This is a genomic window from Pseudarthrobacter sp. 10T415, assembly GCF_056394175.1.
Genome location: NZ_JBFTHJ010000001.1, coordinates 418,656 through 435,042, shown reverse-complemented (window position 1 = coordinate 435,042; position 16,387 = coordinate 418,656). Strand labels below are relative to the sequence as shown.

Annotated in this window: 14 protein-coding genes; 11 read left to right on the top strand and 3 right to left on the bottom strand. The window is 67.1% G+C overall.

Annotated features, from left to right (window positions below):
* Positions 1 to 27 precede the first annotated feature (27 nt).
* Complete coding sequence (locus AC1DBN_RS02035) at positions 28 to 2,004, bottom strand: APC family permease (protein WP_477722494.1); 1,977 nt, start codon at positions 2,002 to 2,004, stop codon at positions 28 to 30.
* A 183-nt stretch (positions 2,005 to 2,187) separates the two neighbouring features.
* On the opposite strand from AC1DBN_RS02035, the gene AC1DBN_RS02030 reads away from it, so the two are divergent.
* The 3 genes from AC1DBN_RS02030 (at position 2,188) to AC1DBN_RS02020 (ending at position 5,356) form a co-directional block, all read left to right on the top strand.
* Complete coding sequence (locus AC1DBN_RS02030; RefSeq protein ID WP_477722493.1) at positions 2,188 to 4,098, top strand: DUF4118 domain-containing protein; 1,911 nt, start codon at positions 2,188 to 2,190, stop codon at positions 4,096 to 4,098.
* Positions 4,095 to 4,817, top strand: a complete 723-nt coding sequence (locus AC1DBN_RS02025) for a response regulator (protein ID WP_477722492.1) — start codon at positions 4,095 to 4,097, stop codon at positions 4,815 to 4,817. Before AC1DBN_RS02030 ends, AC1DBN_RS02025 begins: the two co-directional genes overlap by 4 nt.
* Positions 4,818 to 4,921: 104 nt before the next feature.
* The gene (locus AC1DBN_RS02020) at positions 4,922 to 5,356 is read left to right on the top strand and encodes a VOC family protein (protein ID WP_091719993.1); all 435 of its coding nucleotides are present in this window, start codon (positions 4,922 to 4,924) and stop codon (positions 5,354 to 5,356) included.
* Positions 5,357 to 5,454: 98 nt separating this feature from the next.
* Here the strand turns inward: AC1DBN_RS02020 and AC1DBN_RS02015 are convergent, their stop codons facing one another.
* The gene (locus AC1DBN_RS02015) at positions 5,455 to 6,288 is read right to left on the bottom strand and encodes an oxidoreductase (RefSeq protein ID WP_477722491.1); all 834 of its coding nucleotides are present in this window, start codon (positions 6,286 to 6,288) and stop codon (positions 5,455 to 5,457) included.
* Positions 6,289 to 6,390: 102 nt separating this feature from the next.
* Between AC1DBN_RS02015 and AC1DBN_RS02010 the strand changes: the two genes are divergently transcribed.
* The 5 genes from AC1DBN_RS02010 to AC1DBN_RS01990 all read left to right on the top strand — a co-directional run bounded on the left by AC1DBN_RS02010 (position 6,391) and on the right by AC1DBN_RS01990 (position 9,927).
* Complete coding sequence (locus tag AC1DBN_RS02010; RefSeq protein ID WP_477722534.1) at positions 6,391 to 7,071, top strand: hypothetical protein; 681 nt, start codon at positions 6,391 to 6,393, stop codon at positions 7,069 to 7,071.
* An 18-nt stretch (positions 7,072 to 7,089) separates the two neighbouring features.
* On the top strand, positions 7,090 to 7,596 hold the full coding sequence (locus AC1DBN_RS02005; RefSeq protein ID WP_314213106.1) for an HAD domain-containing protein: 507 nt from the start codon (positions 7,090 to 7,092) through the stop codon (positions 7,594 to 7,596).
* 152 nt (positions 7,597 to 7,748) lie between these two features.
* Positions 7,749 to 9,062, top strand: a complete 1,314-nt coding sequence (locus AC1DBN_RS02000; RefSeq protein ID WP_314213104.1) for an inorganic phosphate transporter — start codon at positions 7,749 to 7,751, stop codon at positions 9,060 to 9,062.
* Positions 9,059 to 9,280: a hypothetical protein gene (locus tag AC1DBN_RS01995; RefSeq protein ID WP_056078903.1), complete on the top strand. Its 222-nt coding sequence runs from the start codon at positions 9,059 to 9,061 to the stop codon at positions 9,278 to 9,280. The genes AC1DBN_RS02000 and AC1DBN_RS01995 overlap by 4 nt, the downstream gene beginning before the upstream one ends.
* Before the next feature lie 95 nt (positions 9,281 to 9,375).
* Complete coding sequence (locus AC1DBN_RS01990) at positions 9,376 to 9,927, top strand: dihydrofolate reductase family protein (RefSeq protein WP_477722490.1); 552 nt, start codon at positions 9,376 to 9,378, stop codon at positions 9,925 to 9,927.
* 17 nt (positions 9,928 to 9,944) lie between these two features.
* On the opposite strand, the gene AC1DBN_RS01985 is transcribed toward AC1DBN_RS01990, so the two are convergent.
* The gene (locus AC1DBN_RS01985; protein ID WP_314213100.1) at positions 9,945 to 10,412 is read right to left on the bottom strand and encodes a PaaI family thioesterase; all 468 of its coding nucleotides are present in this window, start codon (positions 10,410 to 10,412) and stop codon (positions 9,945 to 9,947) included.
* 184 nt (positions 10,413 to 10,596) lie between these two features.
* On the opposite strand from AC1DBN_RS01985, the gene polA reads away from it, so the two are divergent.
* The 3 genes from polA to rpsA all read left to right on the top strand — a co-directional run bounded on the left by polA (position 10,597) and on the right by rpsA (position 16,378).
* A complete protein-coding gene (polA, locus tag AC1DBN_RS01980) occupies positions 10,597 to 13,239 on the top strand; it encodes a DNA polymerase I (RefSeq protein WP_477722533.1) in 2,643 nt (880 codons plus the stop codon).
* Between the two features lie 87 nt (positions 13,240 to 13,326).
* The gene (locus tag AC1DBN_RS01975) at positions 13,327 to 14,616 is read left to right on the top strand and encodes a GNAT family N-acetyltransferase (RefSeq protein WP_407681248.1); all 1,290 of its coding nucleotides are present in this window, start codon (positions 13,327 to 13,329) and stop codon (positions 14,614 to 14,616) included.
* Positions 14,617 to 14,902: 286 nt separating this feature from the next.
* Positions 14,903 to 16,378 carry a 30S ribosomal protein S1 gene (rpsA, locus tag AC1DBN_RS01970; RefSeq protein WP_056078912.1) on the top strand — a complete coding sequence of 492 codons (1,476 nt, stop codon included), beginning with the start codon at positions 14,903 to 14,905 and terminating at the stop codon, positions 16,376 to 16,378.
* Positions 16,379 to 16,387 lie beyond the last annotated feature (9 nt).

Genomic DNA, 16,387 nt, shown 5'->3' with positions numbered 1-16,387 from the left:
AGCGTTAGGCACCACTTTTCGTCCGGGTCAGCCGACGTGGACCCACGGGCGCTGGGTGACGTCCGGTTCGGCCTCGCGCAGGATTTCGCGGGTCACCGGGGCAATCTCGCCCTCGCCGAGCACCAGGAACCGCAGGAGGTTCGACACCGGGTTGCCTTCGGTCCAGCGGAAGTAAATGTGAGGCATCAGCCCTGTCACATCCCGGATGTGCAGGAGCACCGAGGCGATGGTGTTGGGAACCACCGGGCCGTGGACTTCCAGCACGGGGTAGCCGTGGCGGAGGACACCCCGTACTTCCAGGGCCGTTTCGAAGTCCGAGGAGTCGTCCACCATCACTTCCAGGAACAGGGGGGTTGCGTTGTCCGGGAAGTGGCTCGCCTCAGTGGCGGAGGCCAGCTTCCGGCGGTACGCCTCGGCGGACTGGCGCAGCGGCTCGTGGGCGATGATGCCGATGGGGCCGGCCACCGCAGAGGTGACGAACTGGAGCGCCTCAGTGTCCAGGCGGACGTGGGTGGCGTGCAGCTCGAAGGACCGCAGCACCCTGGACAGCAGGGAGATGGCCACGATCGCCAGGATGAAGAAACCTGCAATCCGGATGCCCTCGGGCCGCTCGAAGATGTTGGCCACCGTGGTGTAGAGGAACAGCAGCGCAATGACGGAGAAGGCGAAACTCCTGCGCCGTTGCCGGAGCCGGCGCGCGGACAACGTCACGGCAACGGCGGCGGAGGTCATCAGCACCAGGACGCCGGTGGCGTAGGCACCGCCCTGGGCATCGACGTCGGCCTCGAACAGCACCGTGATGAGAACACCCGTCAGCGTGAAGACCAGCACCAGGGGCCGGACCGCTTTGGCCCACTCCGGCGCCATGCCGTAGCGGGGCAGGTACCGGGGGACGAGGTTCAGGAGCCCGGCCATCGCGGAGGCGCCGGCAAACCAGAGGATGGCGATGGTGCTGATGTCGTACACCGTGCCGAACTCCGGGCCCAGGTAGGTGTGCGCCAGGAACGCCAGGGCGCGTCCATTCGCCTCGCCGCCGGGCTGGAACTGCTGCTCCGGAATCAGGACCACCGTGGCGAAGCTGCTGGTGATGAGGAACGTGCTCATGATCAGGGCGGCAGTGGTCAGCATGCGGCGGGTACCGCGGATCCGTCCCGCAGGGTTGGCCTCGGTGTCACCGGCGGCTCCCCGGATCTGCGGCATGACGGCCACGCCCGTCTCAAAACCGGACAGGCCCAGTGCCAGGCGGGGGAAGACCAGCAGCGCCACGGCCACCGCCATGAGGGGGTTTCCGTGGCTGGTGGTGAGGGCATCCCACCATCCGCTGACCGCCACCGGGTGGGTGGCCGCCTCGGCGAGTGCCCGGGCCACCACCACCACGTTCAGTGCCAGGTACACGGCCACGAGGACCACGGCGATGCCGATGGCCTCCTTGAAGCCGCGCAGGAACACCGCCGCGAGCAGGCCCAACAGCACCAGGGTGATGACGACATTCTGGCCGTGCAGCCAGCCCGGCGCGAACGGGTTCTCGATCAGGTGGGCGGTGGCATCGGCGGCGGACAGCGTCATGGTGATCATGAAGTCGGTTGCCGCGAAGCCGAGGAGAACCAGGACCAGCAGTTTGCCGCCCCAGCGGGGAAGGAGGCGTTCCAGCATGGCGATGGACCCCTCGCCGCGCGGGCTCTCCGCCGCCACCCGGCGGTACACCGGAAGCGCCCCGAACAGGGTGACCGCCACCAGCACCAGGGTGGCGAGCGGGGAGATGGCGCCGGCGGCCAGGGCAGCGATGGCAGGCTGGTAGCCCAGGGTGGAGAAGTAGTCCACGCCCGTCAGGCACATCACCTGCCACCAGCGGTGCTTTCGGTGCCCGCTGGCTGCCACGCCGCCAGGACCCTGGTGCGTGCCCTTGGTGTCCTGCAGCCCGAACAGCAGCCAGTTCTTCATCGCCACGCCCCGCGGGAGCGGTGGGGCTGAGGGATCAGCCGGGGGCCGGCTCATGGTGGTCATCGCCATGCCTTTCGATTCAAAGTCCCGGCACGCCGCCGGGCACAGCCGAACGTAGCACCGGGCACGGGCCGCGGAACCGGCAAACGGGCGATCTTGATGCATCCTTAACGCCGTTGTGAGCGGACCCACACTCAGCGGCCCCGCAGCGCGTCCACCTGCCGCAACGGTGGAAGAATGTGCCTCATGGCAACCGAACGGATCGTCGCCGGCCTTAAGGGCGGAGACGACGACGAACTCCTGGTCAGGCGCGCCGCGCGCCTTGCAGGGCGCGGCGGCGGGGAGTTGCTGGCGGTGCACGTGAGGACCCCCTCAGGGACCCGAGGCGACTCGCCACGCGCCCTCGAAGACCAGAAGCGGGCAGTTGCCGGCCTGGGCGGCGAGTACCACGCGCTCGCCGGAACCGACGTCGCGCAGGCCCTGCTGGACTACGCGCGGTCGGTGCAGGCAACCCACATCCTGGTGGGACAGTCACGGCGGCGGCGGATTGCGGGACTGTTCCGCGGCAGCGTTGAAGCCCGGGTGGTGCGCGACGCCGGCGACATCGATGTCCAGGTGGTGCCCCGCGACCCGGCCGCACACCCTATGCGGCGTGCACGGACCGAGCTCGGCCGGGGCCGGACCCTGGCGGGATTCGCACTCGCGGCCTTCCTGCCGGCAAGCCTTCAGCTGCTCCTCGCCGTCCAGGACCACAGCGTGGCCACGGCGGTGCTGGTCCAGCTGGCCGGAGCGGTGGCTGTGGCCCTGGTGGGCGGGCTGTGGCCGGCTGTGGCCGGTGCACTCTGGAGCAGCCTGCTGGTCAACTACTTTTCCACGCCGCCCGTGGGGGACCTCGCCATCCACGACCCCCAGGACGTCCTGGCACTGGGCGTCTTCGTGGGGGTGTCCGTTGCCGTGGCCGGCGTAGTGGACGGATCGGCCCGCCGCTCCAAGGAAGCGGCCCTCGCCCGGGCCGAAGCGGCAACCCTGGCTGACCTGGCCCTGGGGGCCTCCCGCTCCGAGGACTCGCTGCAGGCGCTGCTCTCGGAGTCACTCAGTGTCTTCGGGGTCTCCGGAGCCGCCGTCGTCACCGCCGCCGCGGACCCTCCGCAGCCGGGCTGGGAACTTGTGGCGGGAGCGGGGGACATCCCGGACTGGGACGAGGGCCCGGACGGTTCGGCGGCGCGGACTGCCGAAGAACTGGGCAGCCGCACATGGCTGCTCCTGTTCGGGCGGGAGATTCCCCGCGCGGAGCGCCGGCTGCTGGACGCCTTCGGGGTTCATGTCCGGGCACGGCTGGAACGGCGGCAGCTGGAGGCGAGCAGGCTGGAGATTTCCCGCCTTGCCGAGGGAAACGCCATGCGGACCGCCATCCTCCGGGCCGTGTCGCATGACCTCCGCACGCCGCTGGCGGGCATCAAGCTGGCGGCCGGGGGCCTGCTTCAGGACGGCGTGGGCTACGGTCCGGAGGAACGGCGGGAACTGCTGGAAACCATCGATGAGTGCACTGACCGGCTGGACGGGCTGGTGGGCAACCTCCTGGACATGTCCAGGATCACTGCCCAGTCCGTGGAACCGCTGCTGGAACCCGTTCGGTGGCGGGTCGCTGTGGACCATGCCCTCCGGACGTGCCCCGCCGGCGCAGTAGCGGTGGCCCTTCCCGCCAACATGCCGGCTGTGGAAGCGGACCCCGGGCTGCTGGAGCGCGCCATCGCCAATATCGTGGAGAATGCGCTGAAGTACGCCCCTGGTGCGGGCATCACCATATCCGGTACCCCGATGCAGCAGGCCGGCCCCGGCGGCCACCCCGCCGGCGAGCTGCGCATCATCGACCACGGCCCGGGTGTCCCGGCCCGCAAGGTGGTGGAAATGTTCCAGCCGTTCCAGCGGCTGGGGGACGCGGACCAGGGAACCGGCATCGGGCTGGGGCTGGCCGTGGCACAGGGTTTCGTGCAGGCGATGCGCGGAAGCCTCGACGCTGAAGAAACACCGGGCGGCGGCCTGACGATGGTCATCCGCCTGCCGCTGTCCGCCGGGCCACCCGTCGCAGGATCTCCAGTTGCCGGCCGTGCCCTCACGGGACCCGGTGCCGGGCCGGCGGGAGTGACGGGGGCATGACGCAGGCGAACCAGGATACGACGGCCGACGGTGCACCGGATGCCCACGCCAGGGTGCTGGTGGTGGACGATGATCCCCATCTCCTGAAGGCGCTGCGGATCACCCTTGCCGCCCACGGGTACGCGGTGGACGCGGCCGCCGACGGCGCATCGGCGCTCCTTTCCGCGTCGCGGCACGCACCGGACCTGCTGATCCTGGACCTGGGACTGCCGGACATGGACGGCGTCGAAGTGCTGCGCGACCTGCGGCGGTGGAGCACCATGCCGGTGCTGGTGCTGTCGGCGCGGCATGGCTCGGCGGACAAGGTGGGTGCCCTGGACGCCGGCGCCGACGACTACATCACCAAGCCCTTCGGGCTGGACGAACTGCTGGCACGGCTGCGCGCCCTGCAGCGCCGTGTCCCTGCCCCGGAGGCGGCACCCGTGGTGGCCTCCTCTGCGTTCAGCGTGGATCTGGCGGCCCGCCGGGTGGACCGCGGCGGCACTGCGGTCCGGTTGACGCCCACCGAGTGGAAGATCCTCGAAATCCTGGTCCTGAACCCCAACCGGCTCATCACCCAGCAGCAGCTGCTGGCACGGGTGTGGGGTCCCGGCTACGTCAAGGAGGCCAATTACCTGCGCGTGTACATGGCGCAGCTGCGGCGGAAGCTGGAAGCGGACGCCGGCAAGCCGCGGCACCTGCTCACGGAACCCGGCATTGGGTACCGGTTCGTGCCCTGACCAGCCGGGCGAGGCGGCCTCCCGAACCCCCTACCCCCGGGGGCGCCCATGGGGCAGGATGTTGTCTGGTTCATGAGCAAGACACCACGCGAAGGAGATCCAGTATGCCGACCATACTCAACCCGTACATCAGCTTCCGGGACAACGCCCGTGAGGCCCTGAACTTCTACCAGTCAGTCTTCGGCGGCGACCTGCGGGTCAGCACGTTCGGCGAATACCAGATGGCCGAGGACCCGGCGGAAGCCGAGAAGGTCATGCACGGCATGCTGACCACGCCCAACGGCCTGGTGCTCATGGGCTCGGACACCCCCAACCACATGGAATTCAGCGAGGGCTCCGCAATCTCCATTTCCCTCAGCGGCGAGGACGAAACGGAGCTGCGCGGCTACTACGACAAGCTCAGCGGCGACGGCGGCGCCGTCACCGTTCCGATGGAGAAGTCCCCGTGGGGTGACGTCTTCGGCATGTGCACGGACCGGTTCGGCGTCGCGTGGCTGGTCAACGCCAACGCGGGGGAGCGTGCCGCTGACGCCCCCTGATCCGGCTGCCACGTCAGCGAAGGGCACCCCCGCGATTCACCGCAGGGGTGCCCTTCCCGGTGCCCGGCCGGTGCTACACCCGACCGCAAGCCCGGTTCCTATGCCCGCGGCAGGCCAACGGCCCTGCTGATGAGCGTGTCGAACAGCCGGTCGGTGAGGAGCCTGCGGGCCGCGATGAGGGGCCGGGCACCGAACCCGGCCACGTACCGGGTCTTCGGGTGGCGGGCGGTCACCGCCTTACCCACGGCGTCGGCAATGACCGTCGGCGGGGAGTTGCGTTTCGGGTTTGAACCTGAGCGCAGCGTCCTCGCCACGGCCGACGCCTGGGCTGCGTAGGGTCCCCTGCCGGAGGTCTCCTCAACGAAGTCTGCTGCGATGGCGCCCCACTCGGTTTCGATCCCGCCGGGTTCGATGACCACCACGTCGATGCCGAACGGTTTGACCTCCAGCCGCAGGCAGTCACTGAGGGCTTCAAGGGCGAACTTGGTACCGTGGTACCAGCCGCCCAGCGGGGTGTAGATCTTTCCGCCCATCGAGGTGATGTTCACTACGGTGCCGGAGCCCTGGGCGCGCATGTGCGGAAGTGCCAGCTGGGCCAGCCGTATGGCGCCGAAGACGTTGACCTCGAATTGCCGCCGTCCTTCATCGATGTCCACGTCCTCCAACGCGCCGTACGAACCGTAGCCGGCGTTATTGACCAGGACGTCGATCCGTCCGGTCGCCGCCATGATCTCGCCAATGCCGGACAGCATGGAGGCGTCGTCCGTCACGTCCATGGCCAGCGGGCGGACACCGTCCCGCGCAAGGTCCTGGAGCCGGCCGGTCCGCCGTGCGGCGCCGTACACGGTGAAACCCAGGGCGTGGAGTTTCCTTGCGGTGGCCTCTCCGATGCCGGAGGATGCCCCCGTGACGAGGGCGGTCCTGGTACTCATGCCTGTGCTCCTGTCCTGTGATGAGGCTGGTTCACCTACATCATGAACCAACGGCCATGCCGCAGCCTTGAGGCAGCCCCTGCCGCCTGCGAGGATGGTGCAGTGGAGCACCTCTTTGATTTCCTCTCCGATAAATGGTGGCTGGTCTTTCCGCTGACCGCTTTCGCCGGCCACTATGCCAATTCGTGGCGCAAGGCCAGCGAGCGGCGGCACCGGCGCAAGGTGGAACTTCTCACATTGAAGAACCAGGCCCGGGAAGCCGGGAAGGCTTCGGCAGCCGACGTGGAGGCGCTGACCGCCACGCATGACGCCACCAACCGGCGCTGGCTCGAGTACGAACTCGACGTGGGCAAGCTCATCGACTTTCCACTCATGACGGATGTGCGTGAACCCCTGACCGTCGCGTTCCTGCGGGCCAAGCGCGACGCCGACGGCCAGCGTCCCCACTCCGCCGCGGACCTGTCGCCCGCCCAGCTGGACGCCTACCGGACGGCAGTGAACGCCTTTGCCGTTGCCCTGGACGTGGCGGAGCGGGAAGCCCGCCGGATCCGCGACAGCAAGTTTTCCGGGCCCGAGCGTGAGCGGCTCGCCACGGCCAGGAAGCTGCTCATGATTGCTGAGAACGCGGCTGCCACCCCGGCGGAGCGCCAGGCTGCCTACAAGCGGGCGCGGCGGGAACTGGACGGCCTGATCGTCCTGCCGGACGTGACCATCGCCGCCCTCGAGAGGCTCGCTGCGCCAGGCCTGGACGCCGGACGCACGCCATCGGACCAGCCCGGCTGACCCGCGCGGACGGACACCGTGTCACGCACGCTGTATATCGACGTCGACGGCGTCATCTGCCCTTTTGGGCCGGCCGGAACCACCGGCTGGGGTACTGCGTGGCGTCGGGCCGACGCCGGGCTGCTGCCCGTGGCCTACGCCGCTGAGCTGGTCACCGGGCTCAACAGCATCGCCCGCACCGAAGGCGTGCGCTGCGTGTGGCTCACCAGCTGGGAGGAGCTTGCACCCCGGTACCTGTGCCGGGCCATCGGCCTGGACGGCAGGGACTGGCCGTATCTCACCGCGGCCGGCGCGGGAACGGGGGAGGGGTGGTGGAAACTCCAGGCCATCATGGGCCACCTGGAAGCCACCAGTCCGGATGCTGCCGTGTGGATCGATGACCAGCTCGGCTACGAGGCGGAGGCGAATTCATGGGTGCGGCTGCTGGGCCGTCGGATGCTTGCCGTATCCCCGGATCCCCGGCGCGGAATCTCACCATCCGAACTGGAGTCCGTCCGGTCTTTCCTGGCCGGATCGCTGTTTTGACCTGCTGCCACGGGCGCGTACGATCGATAGGGTTTCGCACCGGTTTGGTTAGCAGCACAGGACATTCCCCACGAACATCCGGTGAATTATGCTGTGCACGGCAGCCGGGGTACGGAAACTGCTGAACACCAACTCTGCAGATTGGGCAACAGGTGGACATCACCTTCATGGTGGCGCTGGTCATTGCACTGGCTCTATTTTTCGACTTCACGAACGGCTTCCACGACACCGCGAACGCCATGGCAACACCCATCGCCACGGGTGCCATCAAGCCGAAGACCGCGGTGACTCTGGCCGCCCTCCTCAACCTGGTGGGCGCGTTCCTGTCCACTGAGGTGGCGAAGACAGTTTCCGGCGGCATCATCCGCGAAGGATCCGGCACGAGTCCGATCACTCCGGAAATCATCTTCGCGGGCCTGATGGGCGCCATCCTCTGGAACATGATCACTTGGCTCAAGGGACTGCCGTCCAGTTCGTCGCATGCACTTTTCGGCGGCCTGATCGGTGCGGCCATCGTGGGCATCGGCTTCAACTCCATCAACCTGGAGAGCTTGCTGCAGAAGGTCATCCTGCCGGCCATCTTCGCCCCCCTTATCGCCGGGCTGGTGGCCTATGTATGCACCCGCCTCGCCTACGCCCTGACCTCCCGGCACGATCCCGAGACCGGCAGCAAGCTGACGCAGAAGCGTGGCGGCTTCCGCACGGGCCAGATCTTCACCTCCAGCCTCGTGGCGCTGGCGCACGGCACCAACGACGCCCAGAAGACCATGGGCATCATCACCCTGGTCCTCATCGCCGCCGGCACCCAGGCACCCGGCACCGGACCCCAGTTCTGGGTCATCGCTGCCTGTGCCCTGGCCATTGCCATCGGCACCTACTCCGGTGGCTGGCGCATCATCCGCACCATGGGATCCGGCCTCACCGAGGTCAAGCCGGCCCAGGGCTTCGCTGCCGAGACCAGCACCGCATCAGCCATCCTGGCTTCATCGCACCTGGGCTTCGCGCTGTCCACCACGCAGGTGGCCTCCGGCTCCGTCATCGGCTCCGGAATGGGCCGCAAGGGCACCACCGTCCGCTGGAACATGGTGGGAAAGATCGCCATCGGCTGGCTGTTCACCCTTCCGGCCGCCGGCATTGTCGGCGCGCTGACTGCCCTGCTCGTCAACACCGGCGTGGTGGGAGTCCTCATCGCAGCGATCGCCGGTACAGGCGCTGTGCTGTTCATGTTCTTCTACTCACGCAAGTCTGCCGTGGGCCACCACAACGCCGTGGAGGTCGAGGAAGCCGGGCAGGCCGTCCGCTTCGCCAAGAAGAAGGCCATGGCCCGGGCACGCGCCGAAGCCAAGGCCAAAGCGAAAGCCGAAGCCAGCGCCAAGCCAAACGCCAGGCCGCAGGCGGAAACGGAGCCGCAGTCACAGGCGCCGGCTGACGCCGACGCAACCAACCCGAAGGAAACGCAGCGATGAAGTGGTTGGAACTCCTGACAGTTGCCGGCGCCACACTCATTGCCGCTTCCACGGTGGTGACGCTGTACGCGCTGGGTGTCCGGCTGACGGCGATTGCCGCCGATGCCCAGCAGCCCTCTCCAGGTTTGAAGCGGTCGCTGGCTTACCTCTGCTTTGGCCTCTGTGGTGCTGCGGTCCTCTTCGGGCTTTACCTGATCATCCCGTACTTCTCCAAGTAGCCACCGTCCTCCAGGCGGCCATCGCGGTCCTGCCCGGCACAAGGGCCATGAAAGGCGTACTGGGCAGGCCCTGCGCCGTTGGCTAGGCTTGGGCCATGCCACGCATCCAGTATTTCGTCGCGGCCTCCCTGGACGGCTTCATCGCCACCTCCGGGGACGATCTCGGCTGGCTCCTGCAGTTCGACGGTTTCGAGGGCGGCAGCGAAAGCTACGAATCTTTCATGGCTGACGTGGGCTGCATCGTCATGGGCGGTGAGACCTACGCCTGGCTGATGGAACACGAACCGGGCAAATGGCCGTACCCGTCCACCCCCTGCTACGTCTTCACCCACCACGAGCATGCTGCCCCTCCGGGCTCCGACATCACTTTCGTCCGGGGCAGCGTCACCGAGTTCGCCGACGACTTCCGCGCGGATGCCGCAGGCCGGAACATCTGGGTGGTGGGTGGCGGCAACCTCGCCGCCCAGTTCGCCGCTGCGGGTCTCCTGGACGAGATCATCCTCTCCGTCATCCCTGTCATCCTGGGCGACGGCAAGCGCCTGCTGCCCATCCAGGGCCCGACGCCGCCGCTTGAGCTGACTGCCTCCCGAACCCTGGGCAGGGGCATCGTGGAGTCCCGGTACCTGCTCAGCGGCCGAACCACCTAGAGATTCCGCCGGACGCCCTACGCCCGGACGTTGTCGCGGAGCATGTTGGTGATCCGGGCCGTGGAGAGCCTGCGGCCCTGTTCGTCGGTCATAACGATTTCGTGGGTGGCCAGTGTGCCGCCCAGGTGAATGGCGGTGCAGGTGCCGGTCACCAGGCCTTTCGCAATGGACCGGTGGTGGGTGGCGCTTACCTCGATTCCCACGGCGTGCCGGTGCGGACCGGCGTGCATGGCTGCCGAGAACGAGCCAAGGGTTTCGGCGAGGACCACATGGGCGCCGCCGTGCAGGATCCCCGCCACCTGCGTATTCCCTTCCACCGGCATGGTGGCAACGGTCCGTTTCGGGCTCATTTCGAGGAACCGGATCCCCATTTTCACCACCAGCGCGCCGATGCCGAACTGTCCCAGCCAGCCGTGCAGGTGCTCTGGGACGCCGGCCGCGGTCAGCTCGGCCGCAAAGGGGCCGGGCGTGAAATTGTCCATCATGCCAACTAGGCTGGCACCTGTGAGTGAAACAACCAAACCGGCCCCTCTTCCATCCCCAGTACTTCCGCAGGGCGCCGCCGCCCAGGATGCGGCCCCCTCAGCCGGTGAGTCGGTTTCAGCCACTGCCGCTCCCGTCGTACCCATGACCGGCCAGCCCCGGCTCCTGGTCCTCGACGGCCATTCCATGGCGTTCCGCGCCTTCTTTGCCCTGCCTGCAGACAAGTTCTCCACGTCCAACGGGCAGCACACCAACGCCATCCACGGCTTCACGTCCATGCTGATCAACCTCATCAAGGAACAGCAGCCCACCCATATTGCCGTGGCCTTCGACGTCTCTGACGAGTCGACCCACCGCAAGGCCGAGTACAGCGAATACAAGGGCGGCAGGAACGAAACGCCGCGGGAGATGAGCGGCCAGATCGACCTCATCGGCCAGGTGATGGAAGCCTGGGGGATCAAGACCATCAAGATGCCCGGCTACGAAGCCGACGACATCCTGGCCACCCTCGCGGCGATGGGCGAGAAGGCCGGCCACGAGGTGCTGCTGGTGTCCGGTGACCGCGACGCGTTCCAGCTCATCACGGACAACGTCTTTGTCCTCTACCCGAAGAAGGGCGTGAGCGACATCCCGCGGATGGACGCCGCAGCCATCGAAGCGAAGTACTTCGTCCCGCCGTCCCGCTATTCGGACCTCGCCGCACTGGTGGGCGAGACCGCGGACAACCTTCCCGGCGTACCCGGCGTCGGTCCCAAGACCGCGGCCAAGTGGATCAACCTCTACGGCGGGCTCGAAGGGGTCCTGGAACACCTTGACTCCATCGGCGGGAAGGTGGGGGACTCCCTCCGCGAAAACGTGGACAACGTCAAGCGGAACCGGCGCCTCAACCAGCTGCACACAGACCTGGAACTGCCGGTCACCCTGGATGACCTGTATGAGCCCCGCCCTGACCAGGCGGCCCTGGAAGACCTCTTCGATGAGCTCGAATTCAAGACCATCCGCAGCCGGCTCTTCGCGCTCTACGGCAACGACGACGCCCCCGCCGCCGAACGCGAAAGCATTGAGGCGCCCGCCTACACCGTCCCGGCCACCGCGGACGAACTGGCCGCGTTCCTGGCCGGAGGGGACGGGCAGCGCTCAGCCCTCGCCGTCGACCTCGTCCCGGGACGCATCGGCGAAGACGCCGCCGGCGTGGCCATCGTCCGTGCGGGCGGCGCCGTCTACCTGGATCTCACCGCCCTTGATGCGGATACCGAGAATGAGCTGGCGGCCTGGCTCCGCGACCCCGAATCGCCCAAGGTCCTGCATGGGTTCAAGGCCGCGCTGAAGGCACTTACCGCCCGCGGACTGGAGCTCGAAGGCGTGGTGGACGATACGTCCATCTCGGGCTACCTCATCCAGCCGGACCGGCGCACCTACGAGCTCGCCGAGCTGGCCCAGCACCACCTCAATGTCGGGATGCCGGCCGCAACCGCCAAGGCAGGCCAGCTGGAGCTGTCCTTCGACGGCAACGACGCCGCCGCCGCAGAGGCACTTGTCCAGGCTGCCGCCGTCGTTTCCGCGCTGAGCCGGTTCTTCGAAACCGAGCTGAAGGAACGCCGGGCCGAAGAGCTCCTGTCCACGCTGGAGCTGCCGGTCAGCCGCGTCCTCGCGGACATGGAACTGGCCGGCATCGGGATCGACCTGAACCGCATGGACGAACAGCTCGCCGACCTCGCCAGGGTGATCGACCAGGCGCAGGAACAGGCCTATGCGGCGATCGGCCATGAGGTCAACCTTGGCTCGCCCAAGCAGCTGCAGACGGTCTTGTTCGAGGAACTGCAGCTGCCCAAGACCAAGAAGATCAAGTCCGGCTACACCACCGATGCCGCATCGCTGAAGAACCTCCTGGAAAAGACCGGCCACGAGTTCCTGGTCCAGCTCATGGCCCACCGCGAAGCCGCCAAGCTGCGCCAGATGATCGAGTCCCTGAAAAAGTCAGTGGCCGAAGACGGCCGCATCCACACCACCTATGCCCAGAACGTGGCAGCCACGGGCCGGATCTCGTCCAACAACCCCAACCTGCAGAACATCCCCATCCGCAGCGAGGAAGGCCGGCGCGTCCGCGGCATCTTCGTGGTCAGCGACGGATACGAGTGCCTGCTGTCCGCGGACTACTCGCAGATCGAAATGCGCATCATGGCCCACCTCTCCGGCGACGCGGGGCTGATCCAGGCGTACAAGGACGGCGAGGACCTGCACCGGTTCGTCGGCTCGAACATCTTCCACGTGCCCACGGACCAGGTCACCAGCGCCATGCGCTCCAAGGTCAAGGCCATGTCCTACGGCCTGGCGTACGGCCTGACGTCCTTCGGTCTGTCCAAGCAGCTTGAGATTTCCGTGGACGAGGCCCGTACCCTCATGAAGGACTACTTCGACCGGTTCGGTGCCGTCCGTGACTACCTGCGGGGAGTGGTGGACCAGGCCAGGGTGGACGGTTACACCTCCACCATCGAAGGGCGCCGCCGCTATCTGCCGGACCTCACCAGCACGGACCGCCAGCTCCGCGAGAACGCCGAACGGATTGCGCTCAACAGCCCCATCCAGGGCTCTGCCGCGGACATCATCAAGCGGGCCATGCTCGGGGTGCATGCCGAGCTGCAGGCCCAGGGGCTGAAGTCCCGGATGCTGCTGCAGGTCCACGATGAACTCGTCCTCGAGGTGGCGCCCGGAGAACGTGCGGCGGTGGAGACTCTGGTCACCGAGCAGATGGCCGCCGCCGCGGACCTCAGCGTGCCGCTGGAAGTCCAGATCGGCGTCGGGCCCTCCTGGTACGACGCCGGCCACTAGGCTGCGTGCGCAGGCCCGCCCGTGCCCGGGCGTGTCTGCGCTGGTCAGGCGCCGGATGCATTCGTTACGCTCTCCCTTGTGGCTGATTTGAGCGGAAACTATGACATCCGGCGCTTCCCTGCGGTATCCAAGGGCAAGGACGGGTACGCCGAAGCCGAAACCTGGGCGCAGGCCGTAGGGTTCGGCTTCCATGAATCCACCCGGACTCCCGAGCACCGCGAACGCTCACTCGCCACCTACGAAGTGGACGGCCGCATCTTCACCGGCGCCTACCAGACCGGCACCGTGGCACCGTCGTCGCTGCCGGCAGATGTTCCGGTGGCCACGTTCGGAACGTTCCGGAAAACGCTGAACATCGGCTTCGGCCGCATGCTCGAAGCCCAGCTGGTCACAGCCGTGACCGTCCGCACGTCGCACCGCCGGCGCGGCCTGCTGCGCCGCATGATGACCGAAGACCTGCAGGGTGCCAAGGACGACGGCATAGCTGTCGCCGCACTGACCGCCTCCGAAGGATCCATCTACGGGCGGTTCGGCTACGGCGTGGCCAGCCTCGAGCGCTCCATCAAGGTGGACACCACGGCGCGGTTCAAGCTCGCACACCAGGCCACCGGAACCATAGACGTCGCCGACCCCAGGGTGCTGCTGGACGTGGCGCCCGCCGTCTTCGACCGCGTCCACCGCAACACCCCGGGGTCCATCGGGCGGCAGGACTGGTACCGGCAGCTGGCCTCCGGCTCCCTGGGCCGCGACGGCAAGGAAGACCCGGCCATCAAGGTGGCACTCCACTATGCCGCCGACGGCGGCGTGGACGGCTACGTCTCCTACAAGTTCCTCGGCTGGGAAACCGAGCCCTACACCGTGGAGGTGGTGGACCTGGTGGCCGCCACGGACCACGCCTACCTTGAGCTGTGGGAGTACCTTGCGGCCATCGACCTCGTGGAGCGGGTCTCCTGGAATGAGGCGCCGGTGGATGATCCGCTGGCCTGGGCGCTGGTGGACCCGCGCTGCATCGACGCCTCGGACAGCCGCGACATGCTGTGGCTGCGGCTCCTCGACGTGCCTGCGGCGCTGGCCGCCAGGCACTACCCGGCAGACGGCCGGCTGGTGCTCGCCGTCGGGGACACCCTCGGCCTCACCGGCGGAACCTTCGCCCTTGATGTCGACGGCGGCCAGGCCGCCGTCGAACGCGTCCCCGACGAAACGTCCGCCGACCTCGAACTGGACGTCTCCGCGTTGTCCTCGATCTACCTGGGCGGTGTGTGCCCGGTGACGCTGAAGGCGGCCGGGAAAATCCGGGAGGCCACACAAGGGTCCGCACTCAAGGCCAAGCAGATGTTCGCCGTTGAGCGGGCAACACACTGCCTCACCCACTTCTGACCGCTTCCGCGGCCGGACTTCCGGCGAGGGGACCGCCGCGGGCGGGTCGCTAAAGGGGATACGGTGGGCTGCAGCTTTTGACCCTTGTTGCGCGCTGCGACTAGAATAAACGGGCGTGTACCACGTGCACGCTTCTGCGGTGATAAAACACTTCAGTACACCAATCCATAAAATCAGGATGACCCGGGGAATCCATCGGATTTCCCGAAAATCGCGCCTGCGTTCCATGACGCGGGCGCGCCGGTTGGCCTGACCGACTAACTATCCACAACGGAGCCCCTACTACATGACCATCACCTCCACCGAGAAGCCCGGTACCCCCGTAGTCGCCATTAACGACATCGGTACCGCTGAGGACTTCCTCGCAGCAGTCGACGCGACCATCAAGTACTTCAACGACGGAGACCTCGTCGAAGGTACCGTCGTCAAGGTCGACCGCGATGAAGTCCTGCTCGACATCGGTTACAAGACCGAAGGTGTCATCCCCTCCCGCGAGCTGTCCATCAAGCACGACGTTGATCCCGGAGACGTCGTCTCCGTTGGCGATCAGGTCGAAGCCCTGGTGCTCACCAAGGAAGACAAAGAAGGCCGTCTGATCCTCTCCAAGAAGCGTGCTCAGTACGAGCGTGCCTGGGGCGACATCGAGAAGGTCAAGGAAGAAGACGGTGTCGTTACCGGTACCGTCATCGAGGTTGTCAAGGGTGGTCTTATCCTCGACATCGGCCTGCGCGGCTTCCTGCCCGCATCCCTCGTCGAGATGCGCCGTGTGCGCGACCTTGCTCCGTACATCGGTCAGCAGATCGAAGCCAAGATCATCGAGCTGGACAAGAACCGCAACAACGTTGTGCTGTCCCGCCGTGCATGGCTCGAGCAGACCCAGTCCGAGGTCCGCTCCACGTTCCTCAACAAGCTGGAAAAGGGCCAGGTCCGTCCCGGCGTCGTTTCCTCCATCGTCAACTTCGGTGCATTCGTGGACCTGGGCGGCGTAGACGGCCTCGTTCACGTTTCCGAGCTGTCCTGGAAGCACATCGACCACCCGTCCGAGGTTGTCGAAGTTGGCCAGGAAGTCACCGTCGAGGTCCTCGAGGTCGACCTGGACCGCGAGCGCGTTTCCCTGTCGCTCAAGGCTACGCAGGAAGATCCGTGGCAGACCTTCGCCCGCACCCACGCCCTCGGCCAGGTTGTTCCGGGTAAGGTCACCAAGCTGGTTCCGTTCGGTGCGTTCGTTCGCGTCGAAGACGGCATCGAAGGCCTCGTGCACATCTCCGAACTGGCTGTCCGCCACGTGGAGCTGGCCGAGCAGGTTGTCTCCGTTGGCGACGAACTGTTCGTCAAGGTCATCGACATCGACCTGGAACGCCGCCGCATCTCGCTGTCCCTCAAGCAGGCCAACGAGGGCGTCGACGCCGACAGCACCGAATTCGATCCCGCTCTGTACGGCATGGCCGCAGAGTACGACGAAGAGGGCAACTACAAGTACCCCGAGGGCTTCGATCCGGAGTCCAACGAGTGGCTTGAAGGCTACGAGAACCAGCGCGCCGCCTGGGAGCAGCAGTACGCTGACGCCCAGACCCGTTGGGAAGCCCACAAGAAGCAGGTTACCCAGCACGCCGCCGACGACGCTGCAGCAGCAACGTCCGGTGACAGCGACTCGGGTACCACCAGCTACTCCTCGGAGCCCGCTGCCACCGATTCCGGTGCCGGCACCCTGGCTTCGGACGAGGCACTTGCTGCCCTGCGTGAGAAGCTGACCGGCAACTAATTGCCACCG